Annotated in this window: 28 protein-coding genes; 22 read left to right on the forward strand and 6 right to left on the reverse strand. The window is 38.8% G+C overall.

The window, feature by feature from the left end; all coding sequences use genetic code 11:
- The first annotated feature begins 109 nt into the window (after window positions 1–109).
- The 5 genes from MKY07_RS03750 (at window position 110) to MKY07_RS03770 (ending at window position 4413) form a co-directional block, all read left to right on the forward strand.
- On the forward strand, window positions 110–787 hold the full coding sequence (locus MKY07_RS03750) for a GTP pyrophosphokinase family protein (protein WP_008403566.1): 678 nt from the start codon (window positions 110–112) through the stop codon (window positions 785–787).
- The gene (locus MKY07_RS03755; RefSeq protein ID WP_008403565.1) at window positions 787–1581 is read left to right on the forward strand and encodes an NAD kinase; all 795 of its coding nucleotides are present in this window, start codon (window positions 787–789) and stop codon (window positions 1579–1581) included. Before MKY07_RS03750 ends, MKY07_RS03755 begins: the two co-directional genes overlap by 1 nt.
- A gap of 11 nt (window positions 1582–1592) precedes the next feature.
- On the forward strand, window positions 1593–2477 hold the full coding sequence (locus MKY07_RS03760) for an RluA family pseudouridine synthase (protein WP_339263875.1): 885 nt from the start codon (window positions 1593–1595) through the stop codon (window positions 2475–2477).
- A gap of 198 nt (window positions 2478–2675) precedes the next feature.
- Entirely contained in the window at window positions 2676–4046 is a 1371-nt protein-coding gene (gene mgtE, locus MKY07_RS03765) for a magnesium transporter (RefSeq protein ID WP_014824608.1), read from the forward strand.
- A gap of 40 nt (window positions 4047–4086) precedes the next feature.
- Window positions 4087–4413, forward strand: coding sequence for a 4-diphosphocytidyl-2C-methyl-D-erythritol kinase (locus tag MKY07_RS03770; protein WP_318255096.1), 327 nt, complete (start codon window positions 4087–4089; stop codon window positions 4411–4413).
- Between the two features lie 97 nt (window positions 4414–4510).
- On the opposite strand, the gene MKY07_RS03775 is transcribed toward MKY07_RS03770, so the two are convergent.
- Entirely contained in the window at window positions 4511–5035 is a 525-nt protein-coding gene (locus tag MKY07_RS03775; RefSeq protein ID WP_008403561.1) for a CotY/CotZ family spore coat protein, read from the reverse strand.
- Between the two features lie 160 nt (window positions 5036–5195).
- Between MKY07_RS03775 and MKY07_RS03780 the strand changes: the two genes are divergently transcribed.
- The 6 genes from MKY07_RS03780 to MKY07_RS03805 all read left to right on the forward strand — a co-directional run bounded on the left by MKY07_RS03780 (window position 5196) and on the right by MKY07_RS03805 (window position 7897).
- Entirely contained in the window at window positions 5196–5597 is a 402-nt protein-coding gene (locus MKY07_RS03780; RefSeq protein ID WP_008403560.1) for a YhcN/YlaJ family sporulation lipoprotein, read from the forward strand.
- Between the two features lies 1 nt (window position 5598).
- On the forward strand, window positions 5599–6054 hold the full coding sequence (gene spoVAC / locus MKY07_RS03785) for a stage V sporulation protein AC (RefSeq protein WP_014824606.1): 456 nt from the start codon (window positions 5599–5601) through the stop codon (window positions 6052–6054).
- Window positions 6048–7043 carry a stage V sporulation protein AD gene (locus tag MKY07_RS03790; RefSeq protein WP_014824605.1) on the forward strand — a complete coding sequence of 332 codons (996 nt, stop codon included), beginning with the start codon at window positions 6048–6050 and terminating at the stop codon, window positions 7041–7043. Before spoVAC ends, MKY07_RS03790 begins: the two co-directional genes overlap by 7 nt.
- On the forward strand, window positions 7040–7414 hold the full coding sequence (spoVAE, locus tag MKY07_RS03795) for a stage V sporulation protein AE (protein ID WP_014824604.1): 375 nt from the start codon (window positions 7040–7042) through the stop codon (window positions 7412–7414). Before MKY07_RS03790 ends, spoVAE begins: the two co-directional genes overlap by 4 nt.
- Window positions 7415–7477: 63 nt before the next feature.
- Window positions 7478–7630, forward strand: a complete 153-nt coding sequence (locus MKY07_RS03800) for a YjcZ family sporulation protein (RefSeq protein WP_008403556.1) — start codon at window positions 7478–7480, stop codon at window positions 7628–7630.
- An 18-nt stretch (window positions 7631–7648) separates the two neighbouring features.
- Window positions 7649–7897, forward strand: a complete 249-nt coding sequence (locus MKY07_RS03805) for a stage VI sporulation protein F (RefSeq protein WP_008403555.1) — start codon at window positions 7649–7651, stop codon at window positions 7895–7897.
- A gap of 93 nt (window positions 7898–7990) precedes the next feature.
- Here MKY07_RS03805 and MKY07_RS03810 read toward each other — a convergent pair whose 3' ends face one another.
- From MKY07_RS03810 to MKY07_RS03820, 3 genes are all read right to left on the reverse strand, one after another.
- Window positions 7991–8419 (reverse strand): GNAT family N-acetyltransferase, encoded by a 429-nt coding sequence (locus MKY07_RS03810; protein ID WP_008403554.1) that lies wholly within the window; start codon window positions 8417–8419, stop codon window positions 7991–7993.
- Between the two features lie 3 nt (window positions 8420–8422).
- Entirely contained in the window at window positions 8423–8938 is a 516-nt protein-coding gene (locus MKY07_RS03815; protein ID WP_008403553.1) for a YjcG family protein, read from the reverse strand.
- Between the two features lie 189 nt (window positions 8939–9127).
- Window positions 9128–9847 carry an alpha/beta hydrolase-fold protein gene (locus tag MKY07_RS03820; protein ID WP_339263884.1) on the reverse strand — a complete coding sequence of 240 codons (720 nt, stop codon included), beginning with the start codon at window positions 9845–9847 and terminating at the stop codon, window positions 9128–9130.
- 119 nt (window positions 9848–9966) lie between these two features.
- On the opposite strand from MKY07_RS03820, the gene MKY07_RS03825 reads away from it, so the two are divergent.
- The 10 genes from MKY07_RS03825 to MKY07_RS03870 all read left to right on the forward strand — a co-directional run bounded on the left by MKY07_RS03825 (window position 9967) and on the right by MKY07_RS03870 (window position 19659).
- Complete coding sequence (locus MKY07_RS03825) at window positions 9967–10548, forward strand: phosphatidylglycerophosphatase A (RefSeq protein WP_008403551.1); 582 nt, start codon at window positions 9967–9969, stop codon at window positions 10546–10548.
- Between the two features lie 257 nt (window positions 10549–10805).
- Complete coding sequence (locus MKY07_RS03830; protein WP_339263886.1) at window positions 10806–11624, forward strand: thermonuclease family protein; 819 nt, start codon at window positions 10806–10808, stop codon at window positions 11622–11624.
- A gap of 116 nt (window positions 11625–11740) precedes the next feature.
- Window positions 11741–12181, forward strand: a complete 441-nt coding sequence (gene aroQ / locus MKY07_RS03835; protein WP_014824601.1) for a type II 3-dehydroquinate dehydratase — start codon at window positions 11741–11743, stop codon at window positions 12179–12181.
- A gap of 395 nt (window positions 12182–12576) precedes the next feature.
- A complete protein-coding gene (gene isdC, locus MKY07_RS03840; protein WP_339263888.1) occupies window positions 12577–13353 on the forward strand; it encodes a heme uptake protein IsdC in 777 nt (258 codons plus the stop codon).
- A 20-nt stretch (window positions 13354–13373) separates the two neighbouring features.
- Complete coding sequence (locus tag MKY07_RS03845; protein ID WP_339263890.1) at window positions 13374–15173, forward strand: S-layer homology domain-containing protein; 1800 nt, start codon at window positions 13374–13376, stop codon at window positions 15171–15173.
- Between the two features lie 207 nt (window positions 15174–15380).
- Window positions 15381–16286 carry a heme ABC transporter substrate-binding protein IsdE gene (isdE, locus tag MKY07_RS03850; RefSeq protein ID WP_014824598.1) on the forward strand — a complete coding sequence of 302 codons (906 nt, stop codon included), beginning with the start codon at window positions 15381–15383 and terminating at the stop codon, window positions 16284–16286.
- A gap of 117 nt (window positions 16287–16403) precedes the next feature.
- On the forward strand, window positions 16404–17357 hold the full coding sequence (locus MKY07_RS03855; RefSeq protein ID WP_339263891.1) for an iron ABC transporter permease: 954 nt from the start codon (window positions 16404–16406) through the stop codon (window positions 17355–17357).
- Window positions 17358–17365: 8 nt separating this feature from the next.
- Complete coding sequence (locus MKY07_RS03860) at window positions 17366–18136, forward strand: ABC transporter ATP-binding protein (protein WP_014824597.1); 771 nt, start codon at window positions 17366–17368, stop codon at window positions 18134–18136.
- A 1-nt stretch (window position 18137) separates the two neighbouring features.
- Window positions 18138–18821, forward strand: coding sequence for a class B sortase (gene srtB / locus MKY07_RS03865; protein WP_339263892.1), 684 nt, complete (start codon window positions 18138–18140; stop codon window positions 18819–18821).
- Between the two features lie 13 nt (window positions 18822–18834).
- A complete protein-coding gene (locus MKY07_RS03870) occupies window positions 18835–19659 on the forward strand; it encodes an EfeM/EfeO family lipoprotein (protein ID WP_339263893.1) in 825 nt (274 codons plus the stop codon).
- A gap of 133 nt (window positions 19660–19792) precedes the next feature.
- On the opposite strand, the gene MKY07_RS03875 is transcribed toward MKY07_RS03870, so the two are convergent.
- Window positions 19793–20221: a hypothetical protein gene (locus MKY07_RS03875; protein WP_339263894.1), complete on the reverse strand. Its 429-nt coding sequence runs from the start codon at window positions 20219–20221 to the stop codon at window positions 19793–19795.
- A 186-nt stretch (window positions 20222–20407) separates the two neighbouring features.
- Complete coding sequence (locus MKY07_RS03880) at window positions 20408–20560, reverse strand: hypothetical protein (protein ID WP_008403534.1); 153 nt, start codon at window positions 20558–20560, stop codon at window positions 20408–20410.
- Window positions 20561–20879: 319 nt separating this feature from the next.
- On the opposite strand from MKY07_RS03880, the gene MKY07_RS03885 reads away from it, so the two are divergent.
- Window positions 20880–22268 carry an aldehyde dehydrogenase gene (locus tag MKY07_RS03885; protein WP_339263895.1) on the forward strand — a complete coding sequence of 463 codons (1389 nt, stop codon included), beginning with the start codon at window positions 20880–20882 and terminating at the stop codon, window positions 22266–22268.
- Window positions 22269–22303 lie beyond the last annotated feature (35 nt).

The following is a 22303-nucleotide window of genomic DNA, read 5'->3' on the forward strand; positions in this document are numbered from 1 at the left end:
AGGTGTGAAATGTGTATTTCTCGTTCACAAGAAGTATAATTGTTTGAAACAACGTGTTGATGAAATAGTGTGACAGAAATGAACTATTTCTAGTTGGGGGGTTTTTAAATTGGGGCAGTGGGAAGTATTTTTGAGTCCATATCGACAAGCTGTGGATGAACTTAAAATTAAATTAAAAGGGATGCGTTCGCAATTTGGTATTATGAGTGCCAATTCGCCGATTGAATTTGTTACAGGTCGTGTAAAACCACTTGCTAGTATATATGACAAATCGCTTGATAAAGAGATACCATTCGAACCGACTGCGCGTTTAGGAAATGAATTGCAAGATATCGCCGGTGTACGGATTATGTGTCAGTTCGTTGATGATATTGCAACAGTAACCGAGCTAATCCGTCAGCGTAATGATATGAAAGTGATCGAGGAAAAAGATTACATTACACATAGTAAACCGAGCGGCTATCGCTCACACCATATGATTATTGAATATCCGGTAGAAACGATTCAAGGTCGCATCGTTGTCGTGGCAGAAATTCAAATTCGTACATTGGCGATGAACTTCTGGGCATCAATTGAGCATTCCATGAACTACAAGTATAAAGGGATTTTCCCGGAAGAAATAAAAAATCGATTGCAAAGCGCAGCCGAAGCAGCATTTCGTTTAGATGAGGAAATGTCCTCAATTAGAAGTGAAATTCAAGAGGCGCAGGCATATTTCAGTGAAATAAAAGAAGCAACGAATACAGCTATCCATAAGTCAACTGACAAAGAGGAGCGTGACAACTAATGAAGTTTTCAATACAATCACGCAGAGATGACCAATCAAATGAATTGATGGAGCTCGCAAAATCTTATTTAATTGATTTCGGTTTACAATTTGATGAACAAGAGCCGGAAATTGTTCTTTCGATTGGTGGCGATGGGACATTATTGCATGCGTTCCACCGCTATTTGCACCGTTTGGATAAAACAGCTTTTGTCGGCATCCACACAGGACACTTAGGCTTTTATGCCGATTGGAAACCTTCAGAGCTAGAAAAGTTAGTATTATCGATTGCCAAAAAGGAATACAATGTCGTGGAATACCCGTTATTGGAAGTGCAGGTTCATCGCCTGCATTCCGACTCTAGTACGTTTCTTGCGCTGAATGAAGCAACGATTAAATCACCGGACGTAACGCTTGTGATGGATGTGGAACTGAACGGTGAGCATTTTGAGCGTTTCCGTGGAGACGGTTTATGTATTTCAACACCGTCAGGCAGTACAGCATACAATAAAGCATTAGGTGGTGCGATTATTCATCCGACATTGCAGGCCTTGCAAATAACAGAAATGGCATCGATCAATAACCGCGTTTTCCGGACGGTCGGATCTTCTTTAGTATTGCCGGCACACCATAACTGTGTATTAAAACCCGTACATGAGCAGCAATTTAATATGACGGTCGATCATATTAGCATGACGGAAACCGATGTAAAATCGATTACTTTTAATGTGGCAAATGAAAAAGTGCGGTTTGCACGTTTCAGACCATTCCCGTTTTGGGAACGTGTGCACGATTCATTTATCTCGAATGAATAGAATGAGGGTATATGGATAAACGATTTCAGTTACAATTTACGAATAAGGTTGATCAAGAGCTTTTGCGTGATGCAATTGCTCAATGGGGCATTTCAAAGCGTGCATTGACTGCTATCAAATTTGATGGTGGGGCAATTTTGGTTAACGGCGAAGAAAGAAATGTACGGCATCGGCTGGCAGAAGGCAATGATGTGACGATTATTTTCCCGGTAGAAGAAGCAAGTGAAGGGCTGATTCCCGTACAAGGAGAATTAACGGTTGTGTACGAAGATGAGGCAGTGCTTCTTGTCGACAAACCGGCCTTTATGAGCTCAATTCCTTCCCGGGAACACCCCAATAATACGCTTGCAAACCTTGTATATGGCTATTTTGAACAGCAGCAGCATGCTTCAACTGTTCATATTGTGACAAGGCTTGACCGTGATACGTCCGGGTTGATGCTTATAGCGAAGCACCGTCATATCCATCATTTAATGAGTGAACAGCAAAAAAAGGGACAAATTCACCGCGAATATGAAGCAGTTGCAGAAGGCATCATTGTACAAGATCAGCAATCCATCATCGCTCCGATTGGACGGAAAGATACGAGCATTATTGAACGTGAAGTCCGGCCAGACGGGCAATTCGCACATACGGATGTGACTGTGCTGACTCGTAAAAATAACATGACACATATTCGTCTGAAGCTTCATACTGGAAGAACCCATCAAATACGTGTTCATATGGCTTATATTGGCCACCCATTAGTGGGGGATGAATTATATGGGGGTACTCATACATTCATTGATCGTCAGGCACTCCATTGCCGCTACATTGAATTTGAACATCCGTTAACGAAAGAAAGAGTGCACTTTGAAAGCAAGTTGCCAGAAGAGATTTCTACATTGATTTACTAATGTAAGATGCCAAGATTTCATTGGCATCTTTTATTTTTGGGGAAAATGGGAATATACTGTTGAGAAGGAATTTGTGTTAGTCATTGGTCAATTTTTGTATATACAAAAAAATAATGATAAAACGTAATTAGCCTTGACGAGAGATATAAATTAATCATAAAATAACTCGTTATGAAATGTTGAAAGGAGGGGGCAAGCATGATAGAGGAAAAAAATGATGAAGTCCAGTACGATGAAGCGTTTTTGCGAATGCTGCTTGATGAAGAAAATATCGAGTCGTTCCGTGAACATTTCCTAGTACTCCATCCATATGATCAAGCACAGTTTTATGAAGAGGTGGGCCCGGACATACGACAGATTATTTATCGTTACTTGTCTCCTCAAGAAATGGCAATTATTTTTGAAACAACTGAAATTGAAGATGATGAATATAAAACTTACTTAGATGAGATGGATCCATCATACGGTGCAGCGATGTTCGGCTTCATGTATACCGACAATGCGGTAGATATTCTGAATGAATTGGATACTGAGCAACGGGAAAATTACTTGGAAATGATGGATGAAGAAACGGTCGATGAAATTAATGAGCTTTTAGGCTATGAAGAATATACTGCCGGCGCCATTATGACGACGGAATATGTATCGGTAGTAGAAAGTGCAACGGTTCGTGAGGCAATGCGTGTACTGCGTCAGGAAGCCCAAACAGCCGAAACGATTTACTATATTTTTGTCGTGGATCAGGCACATCGACTACTCGGTGTCATGTCTTTAAGGGAACTGATTGTTGCTGAAGGTGATTTATATATTCGCGACATTATGAGCGAACGTGTCGTATCGGTAAAAGTAACGGATGACCAGGAAAATGTCGCAAACTTAATAAAGGACTATGACTTATTGGCAATTCCAGTTGTTAACGAGAACCGTGAACTTCAAGGGATTATTACAGTCGATGATATTATCGACGTTATTGAAGAAGAAGCAGAGGACGACTATTCCAAGCTGGCAGGTATTGCAGATATGGATGATAATGATGCGGGTCCATTACGTGCAGCGGGCAAGCGTTTGCCATGGCTCATTATTTTACTGTTCTTAGGAATGCTGACATCAGGACTTATGGGGATTTTTGAAGCAACGCTCGATAAAGTCGCCTTGCTAGCAACATTTATACCGCTTATTTCCGGTACATCCGGTAATAGTGGAACCCAGGCATTGGCTGTAGCGGTGCGAGGGATTGCAACAGGGGATATTGGCGGGAAAAGTAAATTCAGGCTGATCGTTCGGGAATTAAGTACAGGACTTATTATGGGAATTGTAAGTGGTGCTATTGTTGTCGGAATCATTTTCTTCTGGAAAGGTACATTAATGATCGGACTGCTCGTCGGCGCAGCAATTTGCTGCTCGATTATTGTCGCAACACTTGCTGGATCGTTCATTCCGATTTTAATGCATAAGCTGGGTGTTGACCCTGCCGTCGCATCAGGACCTTTTATCACAACATTGAATGATGTTACAAGTATTATTATTTATCTTGGCCTTGCAACGACGTTTATTAGCCGGATTCTGTAAGGAACGATTTGAAAAGACTTTGCATATTGTATGAAAAAGGATGTGGAATGTGGAAATTCACCCATTACTTTTTATTGCAAGTCCTGTTTATATACAAGAAAAGCGGGTCGAAGTAGAAGAAGAAAGTACATCAATTTATGTACGTCCTGCAACTGAAAAAATAGAAAATGCGCTTATTGCCCGACAGCTCCATTATTTTTCGAAGCCGACGAAAGAGCCAAGGGTATTGGTGTTTATTTTGAAATCTGGCGAAAAAATACACGGATCAATCGATAAAATCAGTGGTAGTCAAGTATTGTTGAATTGCTATGATACGAAACGCTGGATTAAAGCTAATGAGATTGTGTTAATTCATCATACTTTATAAAAAAGAGGAGCCACGTTAATGGCTCCTCTTTTTTAGTACGTTTCATAGAAAATACACCATCTCGCGCTATATGCGCGAGATGTGTTTTTCCTGTGAATTAGTCACAAATGCCAAGGTCTACGTCATCGATACATTGAACAGCACAGAAGCAATCTAAATCAACTGTGATACAGCTATCTGAAGCTTCAAATTGTGTTACTTTACATACTTGACGGAAATCAATAGCAGTTCCGTAGTCGTTTAGTAAATCAACTGTATGCCCATTGTCATCTTGCGGTACAAGAACACGTAGTGTTGCACAGCAGCCATCAAATACATCTTCAACACGGAAATAAATTGATACACAATGACAAGAGCCATTTGGTGTATTGAATGTAGCGAAGAATGGTGATCCATCCTTGTTTAATAATGTAAATACACGTGTGTCAACATTTGATCGCGCCGGGCTAACGATTCCACCAAGCGGCTCTAAGAAACAGTTTGTTGTACAACGGTTACATTCATCCTGTACTGCTGCATTTTGAATTTCTAAAATTGCACGAACAACCTCACAGACACAACCACGTGAGTGATGATGTTCACCTGCTCCACCTACATCATTATTACCTCTTCCACAACCCATAATTTTTCACCTCCGGTATTCTTAACTCTTACTAATAATATGAATCGGTTGTCAAAGGAATCGGGCGAATGAACAGGTTTCCCCAAACTTCTATGCAAGGTGAATAATTCAAAATACGGACGGTTATACTTGGAGAAAAATGGACAAAAGGGGGACTATTATGCGGAAGGCATTCATGGCATTGAGTTTGCTTTTTATTCTTGCAGGCTGCAATGATCGAGAGAAAGTTGCAACGTATTCAATGACAGATAATGTACAAAATCAGCAGGAAGTAGAAAAGCTTTTAAAAGAAGATGATGCAATAGAACAGGCTAATCTTTTAGTATTTGAAGATGAATTATTTGTCGCTATGCAATTAAAACCATTTAAAAAATGGAATCGCGAAAAAATTGAAAAAGATTGGAAAAAAAAGTTGGAAGATAAATTTTCCGATAGTAAAGTCAACGTTTCATCAGATTTTAAAATGTTCTGGGAATCGACCAAATTAATGGAGGAAAATAACCAGAAAAAAATGCTGAAAGAATTGCATGAGCTTAAAAAGCTTGCTAAGGAGGAAACGTAACTTGAAAGAGCAACAATACAATACGTTAAAAGAACAAATTTCACCGAAAACACCTCTTGCCATTAATTGTCTAAAAGCATTTGTTGTTGGCGGTATTATTTGTTGTGTAGGACAAGCAATTTCCTTTTTTTATATGATGTTTTTTGATTTTACGGAAAAAACTGTAGGCAATCCAACAGTGGCAACAATGGTATTTCTCGCCATGCTCCTGACAGGGTTCGGACTATATCGAAAACTTGGCCAATTTGCCGGAGCTGGTAGTGCCGTTCCCGTAACGGGGTTCGGTAATGCTGTTGTTTCTTCAGCTATTGAAGGGAAATCGGAAGGATTTGTATTAGGTGTCGGCAGTAATATGTTCAAACTTGCAGGTGCGGTTATTTTGTTTGGGGTCGTTTCGGCCTTTTTTGTGACATTGGTTAAATTAATTCTGGTATCGGTAGGTGTCGTTTCGTGGTAATAGTTTTTAAGTCAAAGCCATCCATTCTTTCTTCTGGTGTTGTAGTAGGACCTTTGGAAAAGCGGAGTGTCTTTCAAACGTATTTTGACAAAATATCGACCGACGAACGGTGGCAAAAAGATTCGAATGAAAAAGGAAATGCCATGCTTATTTCTGAAGCATGTCAAATCATTTTGAAAAAGTCGAACTTAAACAATTTGGATGTTGATTATTTATTGGGCGGGGACTTAGTTAATCAAATGACGCCTACAAACTTTGCCGCACGGGAATTGGCGATTTCGTTTATCGGCCTATTTTCTGCCTGTGCAACATCGGTTTCTTCTATAGTTATTGCTTCATTATTGACAGAACTGGGTGCAAGTGAGTTTTCCATTGCCGGTGCATCTAGTCAGCACAACTCGGTCGAGCGCCAGTTTCGCTATCCGGTAGATTATGGAGGTCAAAAGCCTGCAACTGCTCAGTGGACCGTAACAGCAGCAGGATTTGTATTGGTTGGCAAACATCAGCCGAAGCTTCCTTATGTAGAAGCCGCAACAATCGGAAAAGTAATTGATTACGGAGCAACAGATCCATTTCATATGGGTGGAGCAATGGCACCAGCAGCATTTGATACGATTCAGGCACATTTAAAAAAGCGTTCACAAACGGTTCAGGATTACGATGTCATTATGACTGGTGATTTAGGGAAAATTGGATTAAAAATTTTAATTGCGATGTTTGCCCAAAGTGGTGTAAAAAAAGAAGATTTATCAAGATTCCGTGATGCCGGGGCTGAATTTTACGGAGAAGATACAGCATTTTTGGCAGGAGCGAGTGGGGCAGGTTGTTCTGCAGCAGTCTATAGCGGCTATATGATGGAACAATTTAAAACTGGTCGTTACAAACGCGTATTATTGGTGGCGACAGGGGCACTTTTATCGCCGCTTTCTTTTCAACAAGGCGAGTCAATTCCGTGCACAGCACATGCAATTGAAATCGGGATGGGGTGATTACAATCGGCTTTACATTTTTAGTGGCATTTGTCGTAGGTGGATTAATTTGTGTAATTGGTCAGTTATTATTGGATGTAGGAAAGCTGACACCTGGTCATACATTGTCCATTTTAGTAGTAGTAGGGGCAATTTTAGATGGACTTAATTTATATGAACCCTTAATAAGTTTCGCTGGGGCCGGTGCGACAATTCCGATTACTTCGTTTGGGAACTCATTGACACATGGTGCAATGGCTGAAGTTGAAAAACATGGCTGGATTGGTCTGTTGACAGGTATGTTCGAGGTGACGAGCTCCGGAATTAGCGCAGCAATATTGTTTGGCTTTATCGCGGCAGTAATATTTAAGCCTAAAGGAAAAGTAGATTAGACGAATACCCTCCTTTTTTTTGAGTGTTTGCATACACTACAAAATAGAAAGGGGGGTATAAGTATGTCTGGATATGGTTGGCAGCAACAAGGTTGGCAACAAGGCGGTTGCGATTATGGTTCCTCAGGCTATGGCGGGGGTAATAACAGTAGTACATTCGTATTGATCGTTGTACTATTTATTTTACTTATCATCGTTGGTAGCGTATTTATTTAAGGGAGGTAAGCAAACAGTATGGATCGTTCGTTTTTTAAAAAAGTGGAGCGCAAAACCGGCGTTGATTTCGATGAAATTATGACTCTTGCCAATGCATTGACGTATGCAGATTTCTCGGATGAAAAACAAGTTCGGAAAATCGTGAAAAAGGTGAGCCGCCTTGCAAATAAACCGATTACGAGTGAACTTGAAGACAAAATTGTCCAATCAATCATTCAAGACGGTAAATCTTTGGATTTTTCAAAAATCGAGAAAATGATGAAGTAAATCGGAACGTTAAAAGTGGCGTAATAATACGAAAAACATCCATTTTCTCCGGCGGAAAATGGATGTTTTTCTCCTTTTATGAGTTTTAAAGAATTAGATTTTCTTTTCCATAGCGCGATGTGGAATCCCTGCATCCATAAATTCCGGAGAAGTGACAGTGTAGTCCAGCTTTTCATAGAAAGGAATTGCATAGCTTTGGGCATTCAACTTAAGCTTTTCAAACGCAGCTTTTTTTGCATATTGTTCAACAGCTTCCATAATCAATGCGCCAAGTCGTTTACCGCGATAATTGTTCAATACGCAAACGCGCTCAACTTTTCCGACTTTCGGTTCGACTTCCCGAAGACGTGCTGTAGCAATTGAATTTTCACCTTCATTTACTAAAAAATGAGTGGCTGTTTCATCGTATTCATCTAATTCCAAACTCAGTGGAACCCCTTGCTCTTTGACGAATACTTCTTTACGTAGTTCAAATGCACGTTCGCGGTCTTCGTCGGTTGTAACTAGTTTTACTTCAAACACGTATTACTCAGCTCCAGTCAATTTGTATGTTTCATAGGTTGTCCATGAGCCGTCTTCCAATTGGTAAAGCAAGTGGAAACGATCGATCGAATCTTTTTCATCTACTCCAACCATACGCAACTGGCCGTGAATATCATCATGCTCGGAAGCGCTCATTTTTTGTGCAATTGTAATATGTGGCACAAACACATGCTTTGGCGCACCAAAATTAATTTTTTCCTGAATTGACTTTTGAATATTTTCCAACTGTGGTGTTGGCTCAACACGGAAGTAAATGGCATTCGTCGTCGGATAAAATGAACTGATTCGTGAGGCGTGAATTTGTAAAGGTGCAAACCTTGATGCCACTTCCTGCAAATGCTTGGAGATTTCTCCGATTTCAGCTTCATCCGCATCAAACGCATCTTTGAGCGTAATATGAGGTGTGATTAAAGCATAGTGCGGGTCGTAGCGTTTGCGATAAGTGTTCGCTAAATCTTGTAATTTTTTAGATGGAAAAGCAACAATACCATATTTCAAATTCATTACCCCCTAAAAATTTTATAATATCATTTAGCACCGTGCTAAATGAAGGTAAGACGTCCTGTAAATGGCATAGATTTTATACAACTATTTATACTAACAAAAATCTAGATACAGCCACACCAAGGCGTAATTGTTATAAGTATAACAGAAAAATTTGTGAATAAACATTTCCAACATACCGTATTATCCGAAAATTTCAATTAGTGCACGTTTTAAATCAGGTTTCCAATAAGTCCATGTATGATTTCCATTGAATTCTTCATAGAATGTATCAATACCATGTTGAACGAACAGTTGATGCAGCTCCCGGTTCGGTGTTAAGAGATCTTTGACCGTGCCGTCCTTTAATGAAACCTGATCTTCCTGTCGACCGATAATATGGTACAACGAAAGAATATCGACGTTTTTCGCATCCTTAACTCCCTGCAATACAAGCTCATCTACATAAGGTGATTGTAAAATGGCTTTCCCGAAAATATTTGGATAATGGATTGCAGTCATTAATGAAATGGTTGCAGCCATAGAATCACCTATTAATGCACGTCCGCCGCCAACTTGTGTAGTTGAAAATTCGTCATCCAAATAAGGCACGAGCTCATGTGCCAAAAACCGCATATACGCTTCAAATTGATCCCCTGCTGGTGTATACTTTCGCTTACGATCTTCGTAATTTTTGTATGGCACACCAACAATGATTGTATTTTCGATTAGATAGCCATCAATCAGTTCATCAGCAAGGCGCGGAATGCCTCCTAGCTGAAAGTAATCTTTACCATCGGACGCAATTAGAATTTTATATTCATATAATGGGGAATAATTTGCTGGAATATAAATTAATAACTCCAGCTCCTCGTTTAATGCATTGCTAAAAAAAGCAACGTCTTTTACTGTGCCTCTCTCCAATGTTGTCACCCCTGTATTTTGATGTATGTAAAATTGTATCATATAGGAAAATAAAGGTGTAATATATAGAAAGAAGACGAGAAATAAATACTTAAAATAAATAGAAGTGAGGATTTCTTATGCATAATAAAAATATTCGCGTACACTCTGACGAAGTGACAAAAGCTACTTATAACGCGTTGGAACGTCGTCATGTAACAATTGAAGATATTGCTGAAATCGTGTTTACGATGCAGTCACCATATAATGAAGGTTTAACGATCGAACACTGCATTCAATCGGTTGTTCGTGTATTAAATAAACGTGAAGTGCAACATGCTGTGCTAGTCGGAATTGAGCTTGATGAACTGGCAGAGAAAAGAATGCTGTCGGCACCGCTACAAGCAATTATCGAGGCTGATGAAGGGCTGTTTGGCGTTGATGAAACATTGGCATTGGGTTCAGTATTTACGTATGGAAGTATTGCCGTAACAACTTTCGGTCATTTGGATAAGCAAAAAATTGGAATCATTGAAAAGCTTGATACAAAAGCGGGCGAATCGGTAAATACATTTCTAGACGATCTAGTTGGAAGTATCGCGGCTTGTGCAGCATCTCGCCTGGCACACCGAATGCGTGATCTGGAAGAAGAAGGCGGAACATTTGCAGATATCCCACCGATCGTGCTGGGGCCGAACCCAAAGGCAAATAAAGAAATCTAAAAGAAGTAATTTAATAAAAAATTACAATCTTCGGTTTTTTAGGCTGAAGATTTTTTTATGTGTTCAATAATGATAAAATGGATTATACGTAATAGAAGAGAGGTACAGAATATGAGTGACAAAGATATTAAAACATTGATTACGAGTGGGACGATTATTTTAGCCGTTGTACTATATTTAATATTTAGTTAAGACTACAGTATGAATTGAACCGCCGTAGTTTAGTTTATAGCAGGTTAAGAAAGCAGGATAGAGATTTGAAAAAGATAATTATGGCTTTGTTTTTTTCTGCACTACTAATAAGCGGATGTACAGAGGAAACGAATACAGCTACTACTAATGAAACCAATACAATTCAAGGAATTGCAGCTTCTTCGAAAGAGACTGCAACAAAATATGATTTAAGCGATTTCGAAGAGTACGAACTGCAGGACATCATTGACGGTGATACAATACGGATTAAATATAACGGCAGTTCAGAAAAAGTACGTCTGCTTCTTATAGACGCGCCGGAAACAAATCATGAAACATTAGGTGAACAACCGTTTGGACCTGAAGCAAAAGAGTTTCTAAAGCAGTTATTAGCTGGACAAGATTCTGTTTATGTCGAATTTGATGTAACGTACCGTGATAAATACAAACGTTTGCTAGCCTATATTTATACAAAAGAAGGTATTAGCGTTCAAGAACAATTATTGAAAAGTGGACTTGTACGGGTAGCTTATATTTATGATCCAAATACGAAACATGTCGACTGGTTTAAATCCATTCAAAAAACGGCCCAACATAATGCGATCGGCATCTGGTCTGTTAAGGATTATGTAACGAATCGAGGCTACGATAAAGAGGTATACTATGCTGCTGTAAACGATGAAAATAAATCTACTGTAGAAGAAGATAGATTGAGCATGTCAGAAAATGACGCAAGTTGTAAAATTAAAGGAAATATAAATTCCAAAGGTAATAAGATTTACCATATGCCAGGACAGCGTGATTTTGAGAATACTGTAGCTGAAGAAATGTTCTGTTCAGAAAAAGATGCCAAGGATGCCGGGTTTGTACCGGCAAAGCAGTAAAATGCTGCAAGGTTAAGGTTAAGGTTAAATTAAATAGTCGCAGAATATGTGAAAAGCGCTTCCCTGAAAAGGGGAGCGCTATTCTATATAACAATTTATTTTAAGGAGTATGGATGATGACAAAAATTTTAATGTTACATGGTGTTAACCACAACATGTTCGGGAAACGTGATCCTGAACATTATGGCACAATTACTTTAGATCAAATTAATAACAACATTCAAGAACTGGCAAAAGAATTAAATGTAGAAGTAGAAACTTTTCAAACGAATCATGAAGGTGAATTTGTAGAAAAAATTCACGAAGCATTCCTTTCGGGAGTTGACGGCATTGTTATGAATGCAGGTGCATGGACTCACTATAGCTATGCAATTCGAGATGCTTTAGCTATTTTTACAGGACCAATCGTTGAAATGCACATGTCAAATATTCATGCACGTGAGAGCTTCCGTGAAAAATCAGTATTCGCGGATATTGTGACAGGGCAAATTTCCGGTTTTGGTGAAGAGAGCTACTTATTAGGAATTCGAGCAGCAGTGCAGGCAGTAAGAAAATAAGTGTTTATATATCTAAATTCAGAATGTGGGTTGTACATAACTAAATAGGTAAATTAATAAGCGATTTCTTTAATTAGAAGTCGCTTATTGTTGGATAGGGGAAAGGGTTATCTGCCAGGCGCTCTTCCACAAGTCAATGAGTAATATACAGGTCGAAAAATACAAGTGTCCGTTGTTTATACTCCTTTTTTGTAAAGAGATGAGTTTCAGTAAAAAAGAGTCAAGTTGTAATTGCGACAAATTCATGAATTATTAAAGGATTGGCCGAAATTTAATGGGAAAGGGGAATGTTGCCATTTGAGCTTCAACCATTTTTATGGCATGCTATATAGTGGAATTGAGAAATATTCTCTATTAGAAACTTTGATATTATATAGAAAAGGAGGAGAAATAGTGTGAGAAAAGGTTTCTTCATATTTTTTGCTGCTCTTTTTTTGGTAGCGTTTACTTTACCGAATAATTCATCTGCAGCAATTGCTGATGGTACATATGATGTTAGTTATCAAGTAAATAAACCCGGGAGCAATTCGGCATCAATGGCAAATGACTATTTTTTAAAGCCAGCCAAGTTAATCGTAAACAATGGGAAAATGACAATGCAGATTACGATTAAAAACAGCAGTTGGGTGACACAGTTTAATCCTCCAGGCGGAGCGAAAGTAATCAGCTCAAATGAATCCTCAGACCACCGTACAGTGCAATTTTCTGTTTCCAATGCAAATTTAGTGACAGTAGCGATGAAAATCGACATTGATGATATCGATTACCATCATAGCTATAGTGTAGACTTTGTATTTAATAGCGGGGGTTTACCTGAAGCAAAAGTCGAGGAACCTAAAGAAACGGTAAAGCAGGAACCTGCAAAAACAACTCCAGCACCTAAGGAAACACCGACAAAGTCGTCAGGAAGTCATACTTCTTCAAATACACCAGCACCATCAACTGAAAAGCAGAATACAGATTCGTCCGAACAGCAAGCGACAACAGAAACGACAGAGACAGATAATTCTACAAAACCAGATGAAGAAATTGCATCTGAAACGGAGCAAGCTGAAGATTCTGAGGTAGTAGAAAATCCAGAGACGAGCGATGAATTACCATTAATGGCAGTTATTTTATTTATCATAGCAGCCGTTGTATTCATTCGCACAAAGAAAACAAAAACTATATAAACAGACAGGGAAAATAAAGAATGGCTAACAAATCAAAAGCAACTAAAGCAGTATTAGCATCATTGCTTGCTACATCAGCAATCGTACCAGCAATGGCAGTATCTGCTGACACGACTACAGAAACAAAGGCAACAGATGCAGAAACTTCGACAGCATCAAAAACAATTGAATTTAATGTTGATGCGAATGATGCACTAAAAGGTTTTATTCCAACTACAGGCAAGTTAGTTGAACGTAATGGTCAGCAATTTATCAATATTGAATTATCAGATGCGGTGTTAGCAATGGTAAATAGCGTAACAGTAGCAGGACAACCTGCAATGGCTGAATATAACGGGAAAAAGCACATCAATATTCCAGTAACGGCAGATTATGCTCCTGTAGAAGCTACTCTTAATATGACAATTCCTTTCGTTGGCAAAGATCCAGTTGATTATAAAGTTACATTAACACCTGATGCAAAATCAATTAAAGAAGTAACGGAAACAACAAAGCCGGTTGAAGAAGAGAAAGAAGAGAAAGTTTATACACCAGGCAAAACTTTCGATTCAGTAGCGGATGGTACTTACGATATTGTTTGGGATGCATATAATTCAGAAAAAGTAGGTAACTACAAAGCAATTACAAACCACTTCACACCTGAAGCGAAATTAATCGTAAAAGACGGCAAATATTCTGTAGAAGTATCTGTAGCGGCAACTTCAAAAGAAATGGTAGCTGGATTTAAAATTGCGGGTAAAGAAGCAACTGAAAAAGATGGCGTTTATACAGTAGAAATTCCTTCAATTAGTGAATTACATGAAGCAGGTGTACATGTTGTTGTTCCTGCAGCGAAAATGGATAAATGGTATGACTTCGGTTTCGCTATCGAAACAGCTGACCTGGAGTTACCAAAAGCTGAAGTAAAACCTACGCCTGTTGAATCTGTAAAAATGGATGTTACAGCATTAAAGAACGGAACTCAAGAATTGTCTATTATGCACAATAAATATTTAGACGACGAGGTAACAGTGACAACAACTGAAGGTGGCTATGATGTAGAATTAACATTCCCTGAAGGTCAACACTTATTAGGCTTCGATGTTGAGGGCGCAACAGTTGCATTAAAGTCAGAAGAAAAAGTTGGCAATAATACAGTAAAAATCTACACGTTATCAGTTAAAGATTTAGAAAAAATCTATACAGCAACAGCAGATTTAAAAGTAGTTCTTAATGGGAATGTATTATATGAAACTGCACATGACTTCCAAATGAAGTTTAGCGATAAGAACTCAACAACTGTTCCATTTAAAGATATCGCAAACAACGGTAACAAAGATGCGATCATTAACCTTTATAACAAAGGGATTTTCAAAGCTGCAGACAAGTTCAACCCTGGCAACAACTTGAAGCGCTCTCAATTCGCATTAATGCTAAACCGTGCATTAAAATTGGATGTACCAGCAAAAGCGAATTTCTCTGATATCGCAAAATATGATGCTGAAACAAAAACAGCAATCAATGCATTAAACGGTTACGGTATTATTAACGGTAAAACAGCTACTACATTTGCACCTGGACAAGATATAACTCGTAAACAAGCGGCGTTAATGATTTACCGTCTATTAGAGAAAAACGGCTATAAAGCATCAGGAGAAGCAGCAAAATTCTCTGATATGCCAAAAGAAGTTGAAGCATCAAAAGCAATTTCTGAATTAAATAAATTAGGTATTATCTCTGGTTTTGAAGGGAAATTCAATCCGGAAAACAAATTAACACGCTCTCAAATGGCAAAAATCTTAAACAATACGTTAACAGTTGTTGATGGTCTAAAGAAATAATTCAATGAAACGTAAATGGCTTATTACAAATAGCCGTTAGCTAATATGAGTTTAGGTAGGGTTGTGTTAAAAGCTGCGGCTTTTAATACAGCCCCAATCCTATTTTTAAGTAAGGAAAGTGGAGATGCTACGCTTAAATTGAACTAAACTTCCATCCTGGATGTGATGAAATTTTACTTCAGTTTAAACAGCTAGGAGGAAAAGGAAATGAAGAAGTGGTTAATCGGTCTCACGCTGAGTATCGCCGTACTTGCGGGATGCGGAAATAGTGAACAGAAAGCAGAGTCATCCAATACCGGCGATGACAATACTTCATCAGAACAGGCTTCGGCAGTTGAAGAGGAGCATCGCATTATTGCGGGAACGGTTGTCATTGCACAAATATTAGATAGACTTAATCTTGATGCTGTCGCAATTCCGGATACGGTAAAGGATTTGCCTGCTCGTTTTGATGATCTGCCGAATATCGGGAATGCAATGGATCCGGATGCGGAAATAATCAAATCGCTCAATCCAACTGAAGTATTGTCTGTTTCAACATTGGAATACGATTTAAAGGATAAATTTGAACAATTGAAAATTCCGGTCGATTTTGTTGATTTAACAAGTATCGAATCAATGATGGGTGAAATTACAGCACTTGGCGAACGTTACAGCCGTGTGGACGAGGCAAAGGCTTTAAATGATGAGCTACAGGCTGAAATTGATGCGGTAGAGGTTGCAGCAAATAATGAAGAGAAGCCGAGGGTACTCATTTTACTAGGTGTACCAGGCAGTTATTTAGTGGCGACCGAAAATTCCTATGCGGGAGATTTAGTACGTCTTGCAGGCGGGGAGAATGTCATGGCTGGACAGGATGCTGAATATTTGCCATCTAATACAGAGCATTTATATTCATCGAACCCTGATATCATTTTACGTTTATCGCACGGTATGCCGGATGAGGTAATTAAAATGTTTGACGAGGAATTTGCAAAAAATGATGTTTGGAAACATTTTAATGCCGTGAAAAATGGACAAGTATATGATTTAGAGGAAGAACTATTTGGTACGACAGCAGCATTGAATGTACCGGAAGCACTCAATCAGTTAGTAGAAATATTTTATCCCTAATTAACGGGTAGTAAATTATTTGCTCCACTGATTGAAGTTTCACTATCTCAATAATAATGTTGGAAAAGCAAAGTCTTGAGGGAGGTTTTGCTTTTCATCATATAAAGGATGTTTTCTGTGACAAAAAAAATTATAAGCTTTATCGCTGTCACTGTATTGCTTGTTATGACAATTATTTATGCAGCGACAACAGGCAGTATACAGATGTCATTTATCGACTTTATAACGAATTTCTTCAATGCCGATAATGCGGATATGGCTGCGATTAAGGATTTGCGTTTTCCAAGAATCATCGTTGCGATCTTTGCCGGAGCTGCTTTATCGGTTGCCGGTGTACTATTGCAGGCAATTATGCGAAATCCATTGGCAGATGCCGGATTTATCGGAATATCCGCGGGAGCTGCATTTACAAAATTATTTATCGTAAGCTTTGTACCGACATTATTCTTCTTCACCCCGATTGCAGCATTTATCGGGGGTGCACTTGCATGTTTCTTCGTTTTCCTGCTTTCCTGGAAGTCAGGGCTGAATCCATTAAAGTTAATTTTAGTCGGGATTGCAATCAATGCGATGTTCTCGGGACTAACGGAAGCAATGATCAGTTTTGGCGCATCGGCAACAGGCGCAATTACATCGAACCTGTCCTTAAAAACATGGGATGATGTATCGCTAATCGTTACATATGGCTCAATCGGTTTACTTCTTGCTTTTATTTTATACGCTTCCTGCAATGTGCTCGTGTTATCCGATAAAACTGCCAAAAGCGTCGGTTTTAATATTACAGGTGCACGCATCCTTATTGCAGCGGTGGCCGTGCTGCTAGCTGCAGCATCCGTCGTGGTGGCAGGGGTCATTTCATTTGTCGGAATTTTAGTGCCGCATATTGCGCGTCGACTTGTTGGTTATGATCATAAAGTGTTGATTCCATTTACGGCACTGCTCGGTGCATTTATTATTTTGTTGGCAGATACCCTTGGACGTACAATGTTCAGCCCGATGGAAGTACCGGCTTCAACGATTATGGCCATTATCGGAGGACCTTTCCTCATATTCCTACTTAGAAAAGAGTGACAACCAATATGGAAATTAAACAAGTAGTCGTTTCCCATGATGGGGCGACCCGCCATTTAAATGCAGTTTCGACCGCCATTCCAAAAGGGAAAGTGACGACAATCATAGGGCCGAATGGCTGCGGGAAATCCACATTGCTAAGTGTTATGTCACGGAACAAAAAACCGCTTGAAGGTCAGGCAACGCTCGAAAATCGGGATTTAGTGGAATATAAGTCGAAAGAGTTTGCAAAGAAATTGGCGATTGTCTATCAGCAAAACGATATTCCTTCAGATTTGACGGTGGAGAAGCTTGTTATGTACGGTCGGATGCCGCATACTTCATTATTCAAGAAGCGAGCTGAAGAGGATGAGGAGGCCGTTACATGGGCGCTTACATGTACGAATCTGCTTGAAAAACGGCATAATGATTTGTCGGCACTTTCCGGCGGAGAACGGCAGCGTGTATGGATTGCAATGGCACTTGCACAAAAATCGGAAATATTGTGCCTGGACGAGCCGACAACGTATTTGGATATATACTATCAGCTGGAACTGCTGGAGCTCGTTAAGCAACTAAATGAACAGTATGGCTTGACGATAGTCATGGTACTCCACGACATTAATCAGGCAATCCGCTATAGTGACCACATTATTTTGATGAAAGCCGGTAAAATCATTGCTGAAGGTGCACCGCGCGATGTTATTACAAAAGAAGTAATTAAGGAAGTATACGGGGTCAATTCCGTGTTTCATGAAGATGAGCAGCTCGGGTTATATATGATGCCGTTAAGTATTTAAAATGCGTAAAATTATTCAAATTGTAAGCGGCATTGTTATGATTATTTGCGCGGCGATTATTATCCGGTATTTTTTCAGCTATCAGGAAGTGGAAAACAAGCTGGAAGATGCGCGGCAAATTGTCGAACAAAGTGAGCTTGCCGCAATTCAACAGCAAAACGATCATATCATCGGCTGGCTCACATTGGAAAATACCCGTCTTAATAACCCTGTTATGCAAAGGGATAATAATGAATTTTACTTAAAACATAATTATTTAGACGAGAAAAGTCGTGGCGGAAGTATATTTGCCGATTTTCGCAATGAGGTAATGGAAGATCGTCATACGATTTTTTACGGGCATGTTTTACGCAATGGTACGATGTTCGGAGATTTGCCTAAGTTTAGCGAGCAGGTATACGCAGAAGCCCATCCTGTATTTTATTATGAAACGAATGACAAGCGCTTTGCATTGCAAGTGTTTGCCGCATATGAAACGACAACCGACTTTTATTATATTGAAACACAATTTACAGACAACACGTATACGCAGTTTTTAGAGAAAATACAGCAACGTTCCAATATAAAATTGCCGGTTCATATAACGGCTGCTGATAAAATAGTTACATTGTCAACATGCACGACATCACAAAACGAAAAGGAACGTTTCGTCGTTCATGCAAAAGTAGTCGAACTAGAAAAATAAGAGGTGAAGTAAGATGAAAAACAGTAAAAAAATTATGACGGCATTACTTGCTGTTTCCGTATTGGCAGCATGTGGGCAAAAAGAAGAAGAACAGAAAGCAGAGCCTGTGGAACAGCAGGAAGCAGTAATCGATGTGAGTGCAGAAGCAGAGCAGTTCAAATCACTTTTAGCAGGGGAAATGGACAGCTTTGTAACAGATACCGAACTTTTAGCGACTGCTATTAACGAAGGAAAGCTGGAAGACGCACAGAAACTATATCCGCTAGTAACGATGTATTATGAACGATTACAGCCGCTTGCCCCGAGTTTCCAGAAGCTTGACGGAAAAATAAACGGTGATATTGTTGAAGGTAAAGAAACGGACACGACAGGTTTTCAGCGTATAGCATATGGATTATTTGGTGAGAAGAAGACAGCAGGTTACGAAGGAATTGCTGAGGAACTTGTTGCTGATGTGAAGTTACTTCAAGCCGATTTTGCGACAATTGACGTTTCTGAAACTAATGTACTTGCTTCAGCAGTAACAATGTTTCAGGATATGGCAAATAACCGATTAACTTTGCCGAGCATTGCTGGAAATGAAGTATATGCAGTGAAAGCACAAACGGATGCAGCAGAAGGTTTAATGGAAGTGTTTGTTCCACGTGTTTCTACTGAAAGCGCCGAAGTTACATCAAATGCTATTACAAAATTAAACGAAATTGTGGCGTACTACGAAGTGGGAAAAGAAGATTACGTAAACTATAATCTCTTCACGACAAAACAAGAACAAGAGCTAATTACAGCGGTAACAAATGTGGAAGCGGCATTACAGCAAATGAATGAATCAATAAAATAGCTGATGCTGATGAATAAACAGAAAAATTTTATTTGCATAAGCAAGTTACAGATAAATCTTGAGACATAAATTAAAGCGGTTCAAATTCTACGACACGTAAAGTTTGAACCGCTTTTTATTTAGTAAATGGACTTTAATCTAAATGTTCATGCTTTATATATTGAGTGGCTGCTTGAGGAATGTCTTTATACGAAATTTCGTTGATAGCAGCCAACGCCTCGTCATCAAAAGTGACAGTGAGAATTTCAGTATTATTGTTCTTTACAGGCATAAACCACTTTAATGTAATATCATTTATTTCTTCCACATGCTGAATTTCTTTTAATAAGTTGTAGCTATCTTTCAAGAGTGTACTTTCTTTAAGAAATTCTGATGCCCGCAATGAGACGATGACATTTTGCTTGTCGTCAACCGGTACGATTTCGATATTCAGCATTATATTTTCGACAAACTGCTTCAGCACAATTTCTGTCATCATAAGCATAGTGTGAGTTTTCAATTGCTCCTGGGTCATTGATGCCTTAGCTTCAATGATTGTTTCTTCCTCTTCGGAATTCTGCATTTTTATAATATATTGTACTGAAACGACGCAAACAAAAATAAGTAAGGCGATTAACATAAATTTCAGTAATTTATTTAAAATAAGGATAACCTCCTATGAACCTAGCGTAATAATCACTATTATATAGTCATTATGCCACAAAAAAATACTAAAAAGGACTGCCAATTGTGACAGTCCTTTTAAAAATTAAGTATTTTGTTCTTCATTAGGAATTGTAGCAACAAATTCGTCAAAGTATAAAAATGATTCATCCTCAAGTTGTTTAACTTTCTGTTCGTTTAATCCAATAGATAATGGCCCCGAAAAAATCTCGCCCCACCAAGTTTCAGTAATAATCATTTTATATAGCCTCCTTGTACGATTGTTTTACATTACTTATTATGTTCGATTATTTATTTAATTATGAAATTCCCATATGCCTTTATTTATAAACATTTCTTTAAAAATTAAGACAAATTTATCATCAAGCCTCCTTTTATTAGCAGGAAAATTTATTAACTTTGTAGTAGTTATTACTATAGTTAATATGTGTGAACAGCTATAATTTATGCATACATTTATCTTCATTCAGAAAAAATGGCCATTTTCTTTAGTCGTGATGAATGAAGCTGAATCTCTGTATATGTCACGGATATTAATTTTGGGAAGGATGAAAAAAATGAATTTTACTGCAAATGATGTTGAACTAATGATTGAGAATCAGCGCGCTTTTTATTTTACTGGCGCAACAAAAGATGTAGAATTTCGTAAAGAACAGCTCTTAAAATTAAAGGACACAATAAAAAAATATGAAGAACAAGTAATAGAAGCTTTGGCATTGGATTTAAGAAAAAGTGAGTTTGAAGCATTTACAACTGAAATCGGTATTGTTTATGATAGTATTTCTTACTTTTTAAAAAATATAAATAGCTGGATGGAACCGCAGCCTGTCAAAACACCGCTTCATTTCCAGCCTGCAAAAAGCTATGTTGTGCGTGAACCATATGGAGTGGCATTAATCATTGGGCCGTTCAATTATCCATTCCAATTAATTATGGAGCCATTGATCGGAGCGATTATCGGAGGAAATACGGCGATCGTAAAACCATCGGAATCCGCAGAACATACAGCATTTATTGTGAAAAAAATTCTCGGAGAAGTATTCCCTCCTGAATATATACGTGTTGTAGAGGGAGAAAAGGATGAAGTTACGGCTTTAATCCATGCATCTTTTGATTATATTTTCTTCACGGGAAGTGTCGCGGTAGGGAAGGTTGTTGCAAAAGCGGCAGCAGAACGTCTTACGCCGATTGCGTTGGAATTGGGTGGAAAAAGTCCGGCGATTGTCGACCAAACAGCAGATTTGGATGTAGCAGCGAAGCGAATCGTGTGGGGGAAATTCAACAATACAGGGCAAACATGTGTGGCGCCTGATTATGTTCTTGTCCATACAAGTGTTGCGAAAAAATTTACTCGTCTCCTAAAGAAAGCAATCAAAGAATTTTATGGTCATGATCCACAGCAAAGTCAGGACTACGGGCGTATTATTAATGAACGCCAATTCGACCGTCTACAGACGATTTTAGATAAGGAACGGGATACTGTCACATTTGGCGGGCGAACTGACCGTGAGGATTTATATATGGAACCGACAGTGCTGGAAAATATTACGTGGGATCGACCTTCGATGGAAGATGAGCTGTTTGGACCGATTTTACCGATTATGACGTATGAAAATTTACCAAAAGCAATTCATGAAATTCGTCAATTGCCAAAACCATTAAGTGCGTATTTGTTCTCGGAAAATGAAAAAGCCATCGCGTATTTTTTAGAGGAGCTTCCGTTTGGCGGAGGCTGTATAAATGACGTCATTACACATGTCGGCAATACGCATTTACCGTTTGGCGGAGTGGGGCCTTCAGGTGTGAAGGCATATCACGGGAAAGCAAGTTTCGAAAACTTCACACATCCGAAATCAATTATGCATCGTTCTAATAAACTGGCAAATAGTTTGCTATACCCACCATATAAACAAAAAGTAAAGCTTGTTCGAACAATAATGAAATAAAATAAGAAGAAGGCTTTCCCGCAAAAATCAGGAAA

Origin of the sequence: Solibacillus sp. FSL W7-1472, from assembly GCF_037969775.1 — a bacterium.
Classification (GTDB): Bacteria; Bacillota; Bacilli; order Bacillales_A; family Planococcaceae; genus Solibacillus; species Solibacillus silvestris.

Excerpts from the sequence above, each read along its gene's own strand:
- isdE (WP_014824598.1), top strand. The coding sequence starts at position 15,381 with ATGAAGAAGTGGTTAATCGGTCTCACGCTGAGTATCGCCGTACTTGCG.
- aroQ (WP_014824601.1), top strand. The coding sequence starts at position 11,741 with ATGACAAAAATTTTAATGTTACATGGTGTTAACCACAACATGTTCGGG.
- MKY07_RS03780 (WP_008403560.1), top strand. The coding sequence starts at position 5,196 with ATGCGGAAGGCATTCATGGCATTGAGTTTGCTTTTTATTCTTGCAGGC.
- mgtE (WP_014824608.1), top strand. The coding sequence starts at position 2,676 with ATGATAGAGGAAAAAAATGATGAAGTCCAGTACGATGAAGCGTTTTTG.
- MKY07_RS03870 (WP_339263893.1), top strand. The coding sequence starts at position 18,835 with ATGAAAAACAGTAAAAAAATTATGACGGCATTACTTGCTGTTTCCGTA.
- MKY07_RS03775 (WP_008403561.1), bottom strand. The coding sequence starts at position 5,035 with ATGGGTTGTGGAAGAGGTAATAATGATGTAGGTGGAGCAGGTGAACAT.
- MKY07_RS03885 (WP_339263895.1), top strand. The coding sequence starts at position 20,880 with ATGAATTTTACTGCAAATGATGTTGAACTAATGATTGAGAATCAGCGC.
- srtB (WP_339263892.1), top strand. The coding sequence starts at position 18,138 with ATGCGTAAAATTATTCAAATTGTAAGCGGCATTGTTATGATTATTTGC.
- MKY07_RS03755 (WP_008403565.1), top strand. The coding sequence starts at position 787 with ATGAAGTTTTCAATACAATCACGCAGAGATGACCAATCAAATGAATTG.
- MKY07_RS03825 (WP_008403551.1), top strand. The coding sequence starts at position 9,967 with ATGCATAATAAAAATATTCGCGTACACTCTGACGAAGTGACAAAAGCT.
- MKY07_RS03800 (WP_008403556.1), top strand. The coding sequence starts at position 7,478 with ATGTCTGGATATGGTTGGCAGCAACAAGGTTGGCAACAAGGCGGTTGC.
- MKY07_RS03760 (WP_339263875.1), top strand. The coding sequence starts at position 1,593 with ATGGATAAACGATTTCAGTTACAATTTACGAATAAGGTTGATCAAGAG.
- MKY07_RS03770 (WP_318255096.1), top strand. The coding sequence starts at position 4,087 with ATGTGGAATGTGGAAATTCACCCATTACTTTTTATTGCAAGTCCTGTT.
- MKY07_RS03805 (WP_008403555.1), top strand. The coding sequence starts at position 7,649 with ATGGATCGTTCGTTTTTTAAAAAAGTGGAGCGCAAAACCGGCGTTGAT.
- MKY07_RS03845 (WP_339263890.1), top strand. The coding sequence starts at position 13,374 with ATGGCTAACAAATCAAAAGCAACTAAAGCAGTATTAGCATCATTGCTT.
- MKY07_RS03880 (WP_008403534.1), bottom strand. The coding sequence starts at position 20,560 with ATGATTATTACTGAAACTTGGTGGGGCGAGATTTTTTCGGGGCCATTA.
- MKY07_RS03860 (WP_014824597.1), top strand. The coding sequence starts at position 17,366 with ATGGAAATTAAACAAGTAGTCGTTTCCCATGATGGGGCGACCCGCCAT.
- MKY07_RS03875 (WP_339263894.1), bottom strand. The coding sequence starts at position 20,221 with ATGCAGAATTCCGAAGAGGAAGAAACAATCATTGAAGCTAAGGCATCA.